The 14,684-nt window shown below is 73.9% G+C and carries 12 protein-coding genes and 1 pseudogene; 6 read left to right on the top strand and 7 right to left on the bottom strand.

Features of this window, described 5'->3' with window-relative positions; genetic code table 11:
• Positions 1 to 10: 10 nt before the first annotated feature.
• Together R4Z62_RS31945 and R4Z62_RS31950 are read left to right on the top strand one after the other, a co-directional pair.
• A complete protein-coding gene (locus R4Z62_RS31945) occupies positions 11 to 1,132 on the top strand; it encodes an enolase C-terminal domain-like protein (RefSeq protein ID WP_355482116.1) in 1,122 nt (373 codons plus the stop codon).
• Between the two features lie 203 nt (positions 1,133 to 1,335).
• Positions 1,336 to 2,133: an SAM-dependent methyltransferase gene (locus tag R4Z62_RS31950; RefSeq protein WP_355482114.1), complete on the top strand. Its 798-nt coding sequence runs from the start codon at positions 1,336 to 1,338 to the stop codon at positions 2,131 to 2,133.
• A 93-nt stretch (positions 2,134 to 2,226) separates the two neighbouring features.
• On the opposite strand, the gene R4Z62_RS31955 is transcribed toward R4Z62_RS31950, so the two are convergent.
• The 3 genes from R4Z62_RS31955 to R4Z62_RS31965 form a co-directional block, all read right to left on the bottom strand.
• Positions 2,227 to 2,421: an antitoxin gene (locus R4Z62_RS31955; protein WP_064536872.1), complete on the bottom strand. Its 195-nt coding sequence runs from the start codon at positions 2,419 to 2,421 to the stop codon at positions 2,227 to 2,229.
• Positions 2,422 to 2,501: 80 nt separating this feature from the next.
• Positions 2,502 to 2,981 carry an ATP-binding protein gene (locus tag R4Z62_RS31960; protein ID WP_064536873.1) on the bottom strand — a complete coding sequence of 160 codons (480 nt, stop codon included), beginning with the start codon at positions 2,979 to 2,981 and terminating at the stop codon, positions 2,502 to 2,504.
• A gap of 130 nt (positions 2,982 to 3,111) precedes the next feature.
• Positions 3,112 to 3,267, bottom strand: a complete 156-nt coding sequence (locus R4Z62_RS31965) for a DUF6131 family protein (protein WP_173860931.1) — start codon at positions 3,265 to 3,267, stop codon at positions 3,112 to 3,114.
• Positions 3,268 to 3,420: 153 nt separating this feature from the next.
• Here R4Z62_RS31965 and R4Z62_RS31970 point away from each other — a divergent pair, with 153 nt between their 5' ends.
• A complete protein-coding gene (locus tag R4Z62_RS31970; RefSeq protein ID WP_079159300.1) occupies positions 3,421 to 3,828 on the top strand; it encodes a hypothetical protein in 408 nt (135 codons plus the stop codon).
• 16 nt (positions 3,829 to 3,844) lie between these two features.
• On the opposite strand, the pseudogene R4Z62_RS31975 reads toward R4Z62_RS31970, so the two are convergent.
• Positions 3,845 to 4,630: pseudogene (locus R4Z62_RS31975) on the bottom strand (polysaccharide deacetylase family protein).
• 258 nt (positions 4,631 to 4,888) lie between these two features.
• Here R4Z62_RS31975 and R4Z62_RS31980 point away from each other — a divergent pair.
• Positions 4,889 to 8,263 carry a pyruvate carboxylase gene (locus R4Z62_RS31980; protein WP_355485367.1) on the top strand — a complete coding sequence of 1,125 codons (3,375 nt, stop codon included), beginning with the start codon at positions 4,889 to 4,891 and terminating at the stop codon, positions 8,261 to 8,263.
• A gap of 76 nt (positions 8,264 to 8,339) precedes the next feature.
• On the opposite strand, the gene R4Z62_RS31985 is transcribed toward R4Z62_RS31980, so the two are convergent.
• Positions 8,340 to 8,930 carry a TetR/AcrR family transcriptional regulator gene (locus R4Z62_RS31985; RefSeq protein WP_491521617.1) on the bottom strand — a complete coding sequence of 197 codons (591 nt, stop codon included), beginning with the start codon at positions 8,928 to 8,930 and terminating at the stop codon, positions 8,340 to 8,342.
• Positions 8,931 to 9,008: 78 nt separating this feature from the next.
• Here R4Z62_RS31985 and R4Z62_RS31990 point away from each other — a divergent pair, with 78 nt between their 5' ends.
• Positions 9,009 to 10,394: an FAD-dependent monooxygenase gene (locus R4Z62_RS31990; protein ID WP_491521618.1), complete on the top strand. Its 1,386-nt coding sequence runs from the start codon at positions 9,009 to 9,011 to the stop codon at positions 10,392 to 10,394.
• 15 nt (positions 10,395 to 10,409) lie between these two features.
• Here the strand turns inward: R4Z62_RS31990 and R4Z62_RS31995 are convergent, their stop codons facing one another.
• Both R4Z62_RS31995 and R4Z62_RS32000 read right to left on the bottom strand, forming a co-directional pair.
• A complete protein-coding gene (locus R4Z62_RS31995; protein WP_491521619.1) occupies positions 10,410 to 11,684 on the bottom strand; it encodes an amidohydrolase in 1,275 nt (424 codons plus the stop codon).
• A gap of 146 nt (positions 11,685 to 11,830) precedes the next feature.
• On the bottom strand, positions 11,831 to 13,249 hold the full coding sequence (locus tag R4Z62_RS32000) for an amino acid permease (protein ID WP_491521620.1): 1,419 nt from the start codon (positions 13,247 to 13,249) through the stop codon (positions 11,831 to 11,833).
• Between the two features lie 339 nt (positions 13,250 to 13,588).
• Between R4Z62_RS32000 and R4Z62_RS32005 the strand changes: the two genes are divergently transcribed.
• Complete coding sequence (locus tag R4Z62_RS32005) at positions 13,589 to 14,650, top strand: ABC transporter permease (protein ID WP_355485363.1); 1,062 nt, start codon at positions 13,589 to 13,591, stop codon at positions 14,648 to 14,650.
• The last annotated feature ends 34 nt before the right edge of the window (positions 14,651 to 14,684 follow it).

The following is a 14,684-nucleotide window of genomic DNA, read 5'->3' on the forward strand; positions in this document are numbered from 1 at the left end:
GGAGTCAGCCATGGTGTCCGAGCCGATCGACGCCGTCGACGTCCACGCCTTCGAGCTGCCCACCGACGGGCCCGGCGGCGCCGAGCAGGACGGCACCCTGGAGTGGCACTCGACCACGATGGTCCTGGTCCGGGTGCACGCGGGCGGCCGGACCGGCATCGGCTACACCTACGGGGACGTGTCGGTCGCCGTCTTCCTGTCCGGCGTCCTCGCCCCGCTGCTGACCGGCCGGGACGCGACCGCACCGGCCGCGCTGTGGGAGCCGATGGGGCGGCGGATGCGCAACGCCGGTCAGCCCGGCGTGGGCGCCATGGCCCTGTCCGCCGCCGACATCGCCCTGTGGGACCTCAAGGCCCGCCTGCTGGACCTGCCGCTCGTCCAGGTCCTGCCCGTCCACCACGACCGCGTCCCGGTCTACGGCAGCGGCGGCTTCACCAACTACCCCGAGGACCGCCTCGCGGACCAGCTCGCCGACTGGGTGGAGCAGGGCATCCCCCGGGTGAAGCTGAAGACCTCGCGCCACCCCGAGCAGGATCCGCCGCGGCTGACCGCGGTCCGCCGGGCGATCGGCGACGCGCCCGCGCTGCTCGCCGACGCCAACGGCGCGCTGGGCCGGAAGGAGGCGCTGTACTGGGCGCACCGCTTCCACGACGAGTGGGACGTGCGCTGGTTCGAGGAGCCGGTCGGCTCACCGGACACCGAGGGGCTGCGGATGCTGCGCGACCGCGGACCGGCGCGGCTGGAGATCGCCGCGGGGGAGTACGCCTACACCACCGGGGACTTCGCCGCTCTCGTCGACGGCGCCGCGGTGGACTGCCTCCAGGCCGACGTCACCCGCTGCGGCGGCATCACGGGCCTGCTGGAGGCGGCGGGGCTCGCGGCGGCCCGGCACCTGGACCTCTCGGCGCACTGCGCCCCCGCGGTCTCCGCCCACGCCTTCTGCGCGGTGCGGCGGCTGCGGCACCTGGAGTACTTCCACGACCATGTGCGCTTCGAGCGCCTGGTGTTCGACGGCACGCTCCCGCCCGTCGGCGGAGCCCTGCGGCCCGACCAGGGGCGGCCCGGACTCGGCCTGGAGGTCAAGTGGGCCGACGCCGAACCGCATCGTGTGCACGGGCGGCGGCCCGACTGAGCCGTCCCGACGGCCCGGCGGAGAGGAGAAGGGGGGCCGTACGCGCCCCCGGCGGCCGCTTCCGCCGCTTCCGCCCGCCCCGGCCGTGCTGCCCGCGTGCGGCCACCGCCCTTCGGCAACTGCCCTTATCAGCAGGCGAAACGGTGTGCGAGACTGCGGTGATCGACACCCCTTGCCCGTTCCACTCGCACGACGGAGTCCGCATGGCCACCGGTACCCCCGATCTCCCGTCCACCCCGACGATAGACACCAGCAAGGCCCATCCCGCCCGGGTGTACGACTGGCTGCTCGGCGGCAAGGACAACTACCCCGTGGACGAGGCCGTCGGCCGCCAGCTGCCCCCCGAGGCCCATGACGCGGCCCGGCAGAACCGGGCGTTCATGAACCGCGCCGCCGCCTGGCTCGCCGGGCGCGGCCTGGACCAGTTCCTCGACGTCGGCACGGGTATCCCCACCGAGCCCAACCTGCACCAGATCGTCCAGCGCACCGTCCCGACCGCCAGGATCGTCTACACCGACAACGACCCGATCGTGCTGCGGCACGCGGAGGCGCTGCTCGTCAGCCGCCCCGAGGGCGTCACCGACTACATCCAGGCCGATGTGCGCCACCCGGACCAGATCCTCGAACACGCCCGGCGGATACTGGACTTCGAGCGTCCCGTGGTCCTCTCGCTGATCGCGCTGATGCACTTCGTCCCCGACGACCAGGACGCCCACGGCATCGTCCGCGAGCTGGTGGCCGCGCTCCCCTCCGGCAGCCACCTGGTGCTGTCCCACGCGGCGTCCGACCTCTACCCGGAGCTGGCCGAGCAGGTCACCGCCGAGTACGCCAAGGGCGGCATCCGCCTCGGTTTCCGTACCCGCGCGGAGGTCGCCCGTTTCTTCGACGGTCTGGAACTCGTGGAGCCGGGTCTGGTGACGGCCACCGAGTGGGTCAAGGACGCTCCCGCGCCGCAGCCCGAGGGCAGCGGCATCTACGCCGGAGTCGCCCGCGTCCTCTGAGCGGGACCCGTCGCCCGGCGGCCGTGACGCGAGGAACGGCCCCGGCGTGATCACCCGCGGGTGATCACGCCGGGGCCGGGACGGGCCAAGGGGTCAGCGCGGCGGCTCGCCGGTGTCCCGGCCCTGGTCGCCGAGCTGTCCCCGGAGCTTGTCCTGGGCCGTGTCCACCTGGCCGCTGTACTTGCCCTGGGTGCGTTGGTCGACGTAGTCGCCGCCCTTGTCGATGCCTTTGCCGGCCTGCTCCTCGTGTCCCTTGAGCAGCCCCTTGAGCTTGTCCATCATGCCCATCGCGTACTCCTTCACGGCTCGTTCTCTTCCAGCATGGCCCGCCCGTCCGGGTGACGCATCCGCTGGCGCGGGCCGCCGGTTCACTGCTCGCGGGACGGCGCGGGCAGCAGCAACTGGGCGGTGATCTCCTTCCCGCTCTCACGGTCGGTGACCGTCAGGCTGTGGCTGAGCGCTTCGACGATCTCCAGCCCGTGACCGCCCACCCGGCGCCCGTCCGGCGGGCGGGGCCGGGGCGGCCGGGGGGAGGTGTCCCACACGCTGATCCGCACGAGCCCGGTGCGGGGCTCCGCTTCCAGGCACAGCCCGCAGGGGCCTGGGGCGTGCCGTACCGCGTTGGTGATCAGCTCGCTGACCACCAGTTGCGCGTCCTGTGCCACGCGGTCGGGGACGGTTGTGCGGCCGGTGACACGGACGTGGTCCAGGAACCCGCCGACAGCCGCTCGGGCTTCGGCGGCGCTGATCGCGCCACTGTCCCAGCGGACGTCCCAGCGCAGCGCTGCGGGCGTGCTCCCGTACCGGTCCGGCTCATCCGACGCCTTCTGCCTAAGCGGGATGGCCATATGGTTGCCTCAAACTGTCACACTGTGTTACTGCTCTTCCGATTGTCCGGTTACCCCGCCCCGCACGGAATAGACCACTCCCGTACGGGTGACATGAGGTCCGGGTGACGTCGAGGCGCTGCCGGGCCGGTCACCAGTAGTGGCGATGGCCCGCCACCGCGTGCCCCATGGCTCCCAGGATCCACAGCACCGCGCCGATCACGGCCAGGACGATGCCGATGGTCCACAGGATCGAGATGCCGGTGACGAAGCCGACGATGAGCAGAATGACGCCGACGAGGATCATGGCCGCCTCCTGTTGGGGGTAGTACTCCCTCCACTGTGCACCCAAAGAAGCCCCAACGGGTATGTATGCGCAGGAATTAGGACAAAGAGTGCCGGTCGCTCATGCAAGGCATTTCACGCAAGAGGTGTTTTCCTGCTCGGTGGAGGTGTGTCGGTGCGTACAGGACTGCTGCGTACGGTCGGGGCGGTGACGGCTGCCTACGGAGCCGTGGCGGCGTACCGGCCCGGCTGGCTGGCCCGGCCCGTGGGGCTGGTGGACCCGGCGGGGAACACCCATCCGCACACGGCCACGGCCCTGCGTCCGCTGGCCTGGCGCGACGCCGCCTCCGGGCTGGCCATGCTGCTCGCCCCGCGCGGCCCGGCCCTGGTCACCGCGACCGCCGTACGGATCGCCTCGGACGTCGGTGACGCGGTGCTGTTCGGCACCGGCTCGGGCAGCCGGGTCCGCCGGGCCGGCGCGGTCGTGACAGCGCTGGGCTGGGCCGCGGTGACGGTCGCCGCCCTGGCCGGTGGCCGGGGCGGCGGGGCGGACGGACCGGTCCCCGGGGGGCCGGGGAGCTGAGACGGCCGGGGCGGGGTCAGCGCACCGGGAAGCCGAAGGAGTAGCCCTGCTGCTTCAGCCAGGGCAGGACCTCGCGCAGCGCGGCCACGGTCTGGGAGCGGTCCCCGCCCGCGTCGTGAAGAGGACGGTCGGCCCGTTGTGCAGCTCCTGCTTGACGGTGGCGACGATGGCCGCGGTGCCGGGGCGCTCGAAGTCCTTGGTGTCCACGTTCCAGCCCAGCGGCCGCATCCCCCGGCCCGCGGCCAGCTGGCGGCTGTAGGGGGTGAACGCGCCGCCCGGCGCCCGGTAGTACATCGGCCGGACGCCCCCGGAAGCGTCCGTGATCATCTTCTCGGCGTCGAGGATCTGCTGCGACTGGTAGGACTCCGGCTTGTGGTCCATGGAGGTGTCGTGGGACACCGTGTGGTCGCACAGCCGGTGCCCGGCGGCCACCACCGCCTTGACCATGTCGGGGTAGGCCTTGGCCTGCGTGCCGACCATGCAGAAGGTGGCCTTGACGTCGTACTCCCGCAGCACCTCCAGCACCTTGGGCGTCCAGTGCGGGTCGGGGCCGTCGTCGATGGTGATGTTCACGCCCCGGTCACCCTTGTCCGAGGCGTGCGCTATGGTCACCGCCACCTTCGCGGCCTTGCCCTGCTCGCCCGCCGCCGGGTTCGCCGAGGCGTCCGCGTGGGGAGGAGTGACCGCCCGTCGGGTCGGCCTGCGCGGTCCACACCGAGGTCGCGGCGGCCACCGCGGTCACCCCGAGAGCCGCCGCCAGCACCCGCCCGTGCCAACCCCGTCCGCCACCGTGCCGCACCATGTCCCGCTCCGCTTCTCGCCGTCGCCGTGTTGCCCTGCACCCTGGATGACGGCCGGAGGGCCCCCGAGGATCCCGCTGTTACCGATCAAGGACAATTCCGCGGGCAACGCGCGACACAACGGCAGCGGCGGGGGCCTTCTGACGGCCCGTCGGACGTATCGGCGCGACAGATCACGACGAGTGGCCCGGTTCATATGGCACGGCGCGGAGGTGACCGACACCATGGTCCTCGTCACCGGCAGGCCGAAGGGATCCAGGATGTTCCGCAAGGTACTGGTCGCCAACCGCGGCGAGATCGCCATTCGCGCGTTCCGCGCCGGATATGAACTGGGGGCGCGCACCGTCGCCGTCTTCCCGCACGAGGACCGCAACTCCCTGCACCGGCTGAAGGCGGACGAGGCCTACGAGATCGGCGAGCCGGGGCACCCGGTGCGGGCCTACCTCTCCGTGGAGGAGATCGTCGCGGCGGCGCGCCGGGCCGGTGCCGACGCCGTCTACCCGGGCTACGGGTTCCTGTCCGAGAACCCGGAACTGGCGCGCGCCTGCGAGCGGGCGGGAATCGCCTTCGTCGGACCGGACGCCGACACCCTCGAACTCACCGGGAACAAGGCCCGCGCGGTGGCCGCCGCGCGGGCGGCCGGGGTGCCGGTGCTCGGCTCCTGCGCCCCCTCCACGGACATCGACGAACTCGTCCGCGCCGCCGAGGACGTCGGGTTCCCGGTGTTCGTCAAGGCCGTCGCGGGCGGCGGCGGGCGCGGGATGCGCCGGGTCGAGAGCCCGGCGACGCTGCGCGAGTCCATCGAGGCCGCCTCCCGCGAGGCCGCCTCCGCCTTCGGCGACCCGACCGTCTTCCTGGAGAAGGCCGTCGTCGAACCGCGCCACATCGAGGTGCAGATCCTCGCCGACTCCACCGGCGAGGTCATCCACCTCTTCGAGCGCGACTGCTCGGTGCAGCGCCGCCACCAGAAGGTCATCGAGCTGGCCCCCGCGCCGAACCTGGACCCGGAGCTGCGGGAGCGGATCTGCGCCGACGCGGTGCGCTTCGCCCGCGAGATCGGCTACCGCAACGCGGGCACCGTGGAGTTCCTCCTCGACCGCGAGGGCCGCCATGTCTTCATCGAGATGAACCCGCGCATCCAGGTCGAGCACACGGTGACCGAGGAGGTCACGGACGTCGACCTGGTCCAGGCCCAGCTGCGCATCGCCGCCGGGGAGACCCTGGCCGACCTCGGTCTCTCCCAGGACACCGTGCGCCTGCGGGGCGCGGCCCTGCAGTGCCGCATCACCACCGAGGACCCGGCCAACGGCTTCCGGCCCGACACCGGGCGGATCAGCGCCTACCGCTCCCCGGGCGGCTCCGGCATCCGGCTGGACGGCGGGACCACGCACGCCGGGACGGAGATCAGCGCCCACTTCGACTCCATGCTGGTCAAACTGACCTGCCGGGGACGGGACTTCAAGGCCGCGATCGGCCGGGCCCGGCGCGCGGTGGCCGAGTTCCGCATCCGCGGGGTCGCCACCAACATCCCCTTCCTCCAGGCCGTCCTGGACGACCCGGACTTCCAGGCCGGGCGGGTCACCACCTCGTTCATCGAGCAGCGCCCGCACCTGCTCACCGCCCGCTCCTCCGCCGACCGCGGCACCAAACTGCTCACCTATCTCGCGGACGTGACGGTCAACAAGCCGCACGGCGAGCGGCCCGAGACCGTCGACCCGGTCACCAAGCTGCCGCCGCTGCCCGCCGGCGAGCCGCCGGCCGGCTCCCGGCAGCGGCTGGTCGAACTCGGCCCCGAGGGCTTCGCCCGCCGGCTGCGCGAGTCGCCCGGACTCGGCGTCACCGACACCACCTTCCGCGACGCCCACCAGTCCCTGCTGGCCACCCGGGTGCGCACCAAGGACCTGCTGGCCGCCGCGCCCGCCGTGGCTCATACCCTGCCCGGACTGCTCTCCCTGGAGTGCTGGGGCGGCGCCACCTACGACGTCGCGCTGCGCTTCCTCGCCGAGGACCCCTGGGAACGGCTGGCCGCGCTGCGCGAGGCGGTGCCCAACATCTGCCTCCAGATGCTGCTGCGCGGCCGCAACACCGTGGGGTACACCCCGTACCCGACCGAGGTCACCGACGCCTTCGTCCAGGAGGCGGCGGCCACCGGCATCGACATCTTCCGCATCTTCGACGCGCTCAACGACGTCGGCCAGATGCGCCCGGCCATCGACGCCGTGCGGGAGACCGGGACGGCCGTCGCCGAGGTCGCCCTGTGCTACACGGCCGACCTGTCCGACCCCGCCGAGCGCCTCTACACCCTGGACTACTACCTGCGGCTGGCCGAGCAGATCGTCGAGGCGGGCGCGCACGTCCTGGCCGTCAAGGACATGGCCGGACTGCTGCGGGCCCCCGCCGCGGCCACCCTGGTCACGGCCCTGCGCCGCGAGTTCGGCCTCCCGGTCCATCTGCACACCCACGACACCGCGGGCGGCCAGCTCGCCACCTACCTGGCCGCGGCGCAGGCGGGCGTCGACGCGGTGGACGGCGCGGTCGCCTCCATGGCCGGCACCACCTCCCAGCCGTCGCTGACGGCGCTCGTGGCCGCCACCGACCACTCCGAGCGGCCCACCGGCCTGGACCTGAAGGCCGTCGGCGACCTGGAGCCGTACTGGGAGGGCGTCCGCAGGATCTACGCGCCCTTCGAGGCGGGCCTCGCCGCGCCGACCGGGCGCGTCTACCACCACGAGATCCCCGGCGGCCAGCTCTCCAACCTGCGCACCCAGGCGGTCGCCCTCGGCCTCGGCGACCGCTTCGAGGACATCGAGGCGATGTACGCGGCCGCCGACCGCATCCTGGGCCGCCTCGTCAAGGTCACACCGTCCTCCAAGGTGGTCGGCGACCTCGCCCTGCACCTGGTGGGCGCCGGGGTCGACCCGGCGGACTTCGAGCGGACCCCGGACCGGTTCGACATCCCCGACTCCGTCATCGGCTTCCTCCGCGGCGAGCTGGGCACCCCGCCCGGCGGCTGGCCCGAACCCTTCCGCACCAAGGCGCTCCAGGGCCGCGCCGAGGCCAGGACCGTCGCCGAGCTGAGCGCCGAGGACCGCGAGGGCCTGGACAAGAACCGGCGTGCCACCCTCAACCGGCTCCTGTTCCCCGGCCCGACGCGCGACTTCGAACAGCACCGCCAGACCTACGGCGACACCAGCGTGCTGGACAGCAAGGACTTCTTCTACGGGCTGCGCCCCGCCACGGAGTACGCCGTCGATCTCGAACCGGGCGTCCGGCTGCTGATCGAGCTCCAGGCGGTCGGCGAGGCGGACGAGCGCGGTATGCGCACGGTGATGTCCTCGCTCAACGGCCAGCTCCGCCCGGTCCAGGTGCGCGACACCGCCGCCGCCTCCGACGTCCCGGTGACGGAGAAGGCGGACCGCGGCGATCCGGGCCATGTCGCGGCGCCGTTCGCCGGGGTGGTCACACTGGCGGTCGCCGAGGGCGAGGAGGTGGCGGCCGGGGCGATGGTGGCCACCATCGAGGCGATGAAGATGGAGGCCGCGATCACGGCCCCGCGCGCCGGCCGGGTGCGCCGGCTCGCCATCAACCGCATCCAGCAGGTGGAGGGCGGCGACCTGCTGATCGAGGTGGGCTGACCCGCCACGCGTCCGCGCGGACGAGGGGGCGCCGACCGGCCGGGAACGGCGGGCGGCGCCCCCTCGCCGTGCGCCCTCAGGACTCCCGCGGGGCGGGCACGTCCCGGCCGTTGAGCGCCCGGTAGGCGAACCGGGTGACGGCCTCCACGGCCTCGTCCTCGGGGAGGTCGGACCACGGCTGGGTGACGCTGTCGAACGTCGCGGCCAGCAGGGTGAGGGTGGCCTCGGGGGAGGCCGGGAGGTCGGAGACGTGGCGGAGGTGGCCGCGCAGGTCGTCGAGCTGGGCGCGCCGCCAGTGCCGCAGGGTCGCGGCCAGTTCCTCGCTGACCAGGGACGCCTGGTGCAGTGCGAGCAGGGTGGCGGCGTGCTCCCGGTACACCCGCACATAGGCGGCGACATGGAAGCGGATCGCGTCCGGGTCGGTGAAGTCCGCCTTGTGCTCCGCGGTGTCCGCGGTGCGTTCGCCGGCCGCCGAGACCTCCGCGAGCAGGGCCTCCAGCAGCTCCTGCTTGCCCGCGAAGTGGTTGTAGAAGGAGCCCGCCGAGCGCCCGGCCTCGGCCGTGATGTCGGTGATCTTGGTGTTCAGGTACCCGCGCGTGGTGAACAGCCGCTTGGCCGCCGCGATCAGCGCCTCTCTGGTCTCGGCCGCCTGTACCGAACGTTTCACGCCACTCTCCTCGTGACCTTGACAGGGCACGCTAGCAGCCCTCAGAGTGAATTTGAATTCAGTGAATGGAGATTCAGTATGCGGGTTCTCATCGTCGGCGCCGGACCCACCGGACTGACCCTCGGCATCGATCTGGCGCGGCGCGGAGTGGAGGTGCGGATCGTCGACAAGGCCCGGGAGTTCTTCGCCGGATCGCGCGGCGACGGCATCCAGCCCCGCACCCTGGAGGTCCTCGACGACCTCGGCGTACTGGAGGCCGTCCTGAAGGAGGGCGCGCCGCCCGCCCCGACCCGCGTCCACCTCGACGGCCGTACCGTGGGCGAACGCCGGATGTTCGAACCGCGCGAGCCGCGCCCCGACGTGCCGTACCCCAACCCCTGGGTCCTCGGCCAGTCCCAGCTGGAGGGCATCCTGCGCGCCCGGCTCGCCGAGTTCGGTGTGCGGGTCGAGTCGGGCACCGCGCTGGTGGGCCTGGAGCAGGACGCCGACGGGGTGACCGCCCGGCTCTCCACCGGCGAGAGCGACCGGACGGACCACCTGGTCGGCGCCGACGGCGGCGCCAGCTTCGTGCGCAAGGCGATCGGCGTGGCCTTCCCCGGCACCACCGACGAGACGTTCCGCATGCTGATCGGCGATGTGCGCGCCCCGGACCTCGACCCGGCCTTCGGCCACTGGTTCGCCGCGGGCGACGACCCGGCGGAGGGCGTCGGCCTGTCGCCGCTGCCGGGCACCGGCATGTTCCAGTTCGTCACCCGGCTCGGCACGGGCGACGACGCCTCGCTCACCACCATGCAGGCGGCGCTGGACCGGTTCTCGGCGGGCGTGCGCCTCACCGGACACGGCTGGTCGACGGTGTGGCGGCCCAATGTGCGCCTCGCCGACCGCTACCGCTCCGGCCGGGTCTTCCTGGCCGGCGACGCCGCGCACGTCCACCCGCCGACCGGCGGCCAGGGCATGAACACCGGTGTCCAGGACGCCTACAACCTCGGCTGGCGACTGGCCGCCGGACACGACCTCGACGGCTACGAGCGCGAGCGGCGCGCCGTCGCGGCGCGCGTCCTCGGCGCCACCACCGCGCTGCTGAAGCGCTACACCGAGGGCCGCGAGGACGCCTACCGGCGCGGCGAGGAGAACTACGGCCTCGACATCACCTACCGCGCCCCCGGCGCCACCGGCCACCTGGTCACCGGCGACCGGGCGCCCGACGCCCCGGTCCTGGACGCGACCGGCGCCCGGGTGCGGCTCTTCGACCTGTTCCGGGGCCCGCACCCCACCCGCCTCGTCTTCGGCGCCGACGCCCCGGTGGGGGAGCCGCACACCTACGCCGTACTGCGCCCCGAAGAGCGGCCCGGCCCCGGGCAGGGCGGCGCGTACGTGACCGACGTGGACGGCCACGCCCATGCGGCCTACGGGGCGTCTTTGGGCGACACCTTCGCCGTCCGCCCGGACGGCTATCTGGCCTGAGCCGGCGGCCCTACCTCAGCGGTCCCCGGCGTCCCCGCCGCCGGCCAGCCAGGCGCGGGCGGCGGCGGTCAGCGTGGTGACGCCCGTGCGCAGGGTCGGTTCGACGACCGGCGCGAAGAGCGGCGAGTGGTTGGACGGCAGGTCGTGGGCGATCCGGGCCAGTTCATCGAAGGTGCGGGCCGCGGCGAAGGCCGCCGGGTCGGCGCCGCCCAGCAGCCAGTAGACGCAGGGCGCCCCGGCGGCCGCGGCCAGCACACCGATGTCCTCGCTGCCGGTGGCCGGCCCCGGATCGACCACCCGCGTCTCGCCCAGCGCCCCCGCGAGCGCCCGCCGGGTCAGCGCGGACGCCTCGGGGTCGTTGACGACCGCCGGGAACGACTCGGTGCACGAGATCTCCGGATCGCGCGGCGCGCCCGAGGCGGCGGCCTCGGCCCGGACGATCCGCTCCACGGCCGCCAGGACCGCGGTGCGCACCGCGGGTTCGAAGGTGCGCACGCTCAGCAGCAGCTCGGCGCGGTCCGCGATGACGTTGGGCTTGTTCCCGGCGTGCAGGGCGCCCACGGTGACCACCGCGGTGGAGGTCCCCGCGATCTCCCTGGCGACGATGCCCTGGAGCCGCAGCACCGTCGCCGCGGCCATGACGACCGGGTCGACACACGCCTCGGGCCGGGACCCGTGGCCGCCGCTGCCGTGCAGCACGACGCGCAGCGAGTCGGACGCGGCGAACGCGGGCCCGGCGTGCAGCCCCACGTACCCGGCGGGCAGCGGCGCCACGTGCTGGCCGAGGACGACCCGCGGCCGGGCGAACCGCTCGAACAGCCCGTCGTCGATCATCGCCTGCGCGCCCCGGCCGACCTCCTCCGCGGGCTGGAGCACCAGCAGCAGCGTGCCCCGCCAGGAGGCGCGGTCCGCGGCGAGCGCCGCCGCGGCGCCCAGCAGACAGCTGACGTGCACGTCGTGGCCGCAGGCGTGCATCAGGGGCACCGCGTTGCCGTCCCCGTCGGTGGCCCGCGCGGAGCTGGCGTAGGGCAGGCCCGTGCGCTCCTCCACGGGCAGGGCGTCCATGTCGGCGCGCAGGGCCACGACGGGCCCCTCGCCGTTGCGCAGCACACCGACGACGCCCGTGCCGCCGATCCCGGTGGCGGTCTCGTACCCGGCGCCGCGCAGCCGGCCGGCGGCGATCTGCGCGGTGCGGTGCTCGCAGAAGGCGAGTTCGGGATGGGCGTGCAGGTCGCGGTAGAGGTCGGCGAGGGCGGACGTGTCGGGGTGCGGGGAGGACGTGCTGGGCATCGTGCCACCTTCCGGTGCTCGGGACCGGCGCAGCCGCCGGGACGTACCGCTCGCCCTCAACATAACCAGCGCGGCCCGCCGGTACGCGCTGGTGGCGCCGGACCCCCGACGCGCCGCGTGTCCCGGCCGGGCCGGGCGGGTCCGGCTCAGGCCGCCCGGGAGCGGCGGGCCGCCATCACCGCGTACACGAGGACACCCGCGAACAGGAACAGCACCCCCTGGTACACGGCGGCGTAGCCCGCGCCCGCGACGAGCCACAGCGAGAAGGCGGCGGCCACCGAGGCGACCACGCCGTCCCGCACCAGACGGCCCCGGTCCACCCGGTCGCGGTGCCCGGAGACCAGGTGGAAGATCTGCGCGGCCGTGGCCAGCAGATAGGGCACGGTCGCGGTGAACGTGGTGACGAGGACGAGGACCCGGAAGACCCCGGCCGAGCCGGAGGCGTAGTTGTAGACGGTGAGCAGCGAGGCGAGGACCACGGTGACGCCGACCCCGAAGGTCGGCACCCCGCGTCGGCGCCGCGCGAAGGCCGCCGGGAACAGCCCGTCCCGGGCGGCGGCGTACGGCGTCTGGGCGCTCAGCAGGGTCCAGCCGTTGAGGCAGCCGGTCATCGACACCAGGGCGGCCAGCGCCACGGCCCAGCCGCCCCAGGAACCGCCGAACATGGCGTTCACGGCGTCCGAGAAGGGGGCGCCGGACTCCACCAGACGGCTGTGCGCGACCGTGCCGAAGACGGACAGCGTGCCCAGCAGATAGACGAGGGCCGCTCCGGTGGTGCCGATGACGGTGGCCCGGCCGACGTTGCGCCGGGGGTTCCTGACCTCGCCCGCGCTGACCGCGGCCGACTCCACGCCCAGGTAGGAGAAGAGCAGCAGCGCGGCGGAGGCGGAGACCGCGCCGACCGCGCTGCCGCCGCCGGCGTGGAAGGGGCCGAGGTTGCGCGGGTCGAAGAAGAACAGCCCGCCGATCGCGACCAGCAGCAGCGGAACCAACTTCAGCACCGTCGAGACCACCTGCACCGCCCCCACGTAGCGGGTGCCCGCGAAGTTGGCGAGCGCGGGCAGCCACTGGAGGGTGAGCGCGGCCAGGCACGCGGTCCAGCGGTGGCCGTTCACCGGGATCAGTACGTCCAGATAGCCGACCGCGGCGACGGCGAGCGCGGCGTTCGACACCCAGGTGGTGATCCAGTACGCCCAGGCCGCGAGGAAGCCCGCGAAGTCGCCGAAGGCCTCACGGGCGTAGACGTAGGGCCCGCCGGTGCGCGGATCGCGCTGGGCGAGCCGGCCGAAGACCAGCGCGAGGGCCACGGCCCCGGCGGTCAGGACGCCGAAGGCGACCAGGCTGACCGTGCCGTACGGGGCGACGGACGCCGGGAGCAGGAAGATGCCGCCGCCGATGATGTTGCCCATGACCAGGGCGGTGGCGACCGGCAGACCGAAGCGGCGGGCGTGCCTGCCGGGGGCGGGAGCCCCTTCGCCCGTGGGAGTGGTCCCGGCGGGAGCGGGGGCCGCGGGGGTCTCCCGCGCGGCCGTGGCCGGCTGCGGGACGGTCCCGGGGACGTGCATGGGGTGGTGCGCCTCTCGTCGGACAGTGCCCGGGATCGCCGGGCGGCACCCGGGATCGCCGGGCAGGCCCATGGTCGGGCAGGGTCCGGCATCCCGCCAAATCGCGCGCTTTTGTCCGGTATGGGGCCGCGGGAGGCCGTAAAAAGTGTGCCGGGGGGCGCCTGCGGGCGCGGATCCTCCGGCCTTCCGCGCGGTCCGGGTGCGGCCCGCGGCTGCGGCCCGTGGGGCGCCCCGCGCCGGGGCCGCGCCGCGCCGGACCGGTCGCGCTCGACGGGACTCGACGGGACTCGACGGGACTCGACGAGAGGAGTCACCGCAGGATGACCTAGCGTGGGCGTCATGTCCGAATTGCCGCACGGTGGGCACGGCCGGCCCCCCACCCCCGCCGAGCGCTGGGCCGCGTTCCGGAAGTCCCCGTTCCTGCCCGCGACCGTCCTGACGCTGATCCTCGCCGCGGCGGCCGGGCTCTTCGCCGGCTCCTACACCTACGCCATGGCCGACCCCACCCCGCACACCATCCCCACCGCGGTCGTCGGCCACCACGACACGCCGGAGAGCCGCCGCTTCGTCACCGGCATGGAGAAGGCGCTGTCCGCCTCCCTGAAGCTGCACCCGTACGCCACCGCCGCCGAGGCCCGGACCGCCGTGGACGACCAGCGGGTCTTCGCCGTGCTCGACGTCCCGCCCGACCGGCGCACCGTCCTGCTCGACGTGTCCGGCGCCTCGGGCGCCACGGTCGCCCAGGTGCTGGAGGAGGCCGCACAGCAGGTGGGGCGGGCCACCGGCGTCCAGGTCACCGTCCGCGACCTCAAACCGCTCCAGCACGGCGACCCGCGCGGTCTCGCGATCTTCTACATCTCCCTCGCCGCGGTGATCATCGGCTTCGTCGGCGCCATCCAGCTCAGCGTCCACGCGCGGGCGCTCAACCCGGCCGAGCGCATCGCCTTCACCGTCGCCTACGCGCTGCTCGGCGGCTTCGTGATCGCCGCCGTGGTGGACTGGCTGCTCGGCGCCCTCGACCTGCCGTTCGTCGAGTCCTGGCTGATCCTGGCGTTCACGATGTTCGCCTCCGGGATGGTCTTCTCGATGTTCAACACCCTGTTCGGACGCTGGGCCATGCTGCCGACCTGGGGACTGATGGTGCTGCTCGGCAACCCCTCCTCCGGCGGCGCCGTCTCCTGGCCGCTGCTGCCGTCCCCGCTCGGCGAGATCGGCCGCTGGCTGCCGCCCGGCGCCTCGGTGAACGCCCAGCACACGGCCGTCTACTTCGCCGGGCACCAGCACGCCTTCCCGTTCCTGGTCCTCGCCGCCTGGGCCGTCGTCTCCTGCGCGGTCTTCTGGGTCTGGCGCCACCGCCACCCCGGCGGCCGCGAGGCCCGCCCGGCGCACGCGGCCGGCTGACGCGCCGTCCCCCTCGCGTGATTTCACGGGTCGG

This window comes from Streptomyces sp. PL-25, assembly GCF_058344915.1.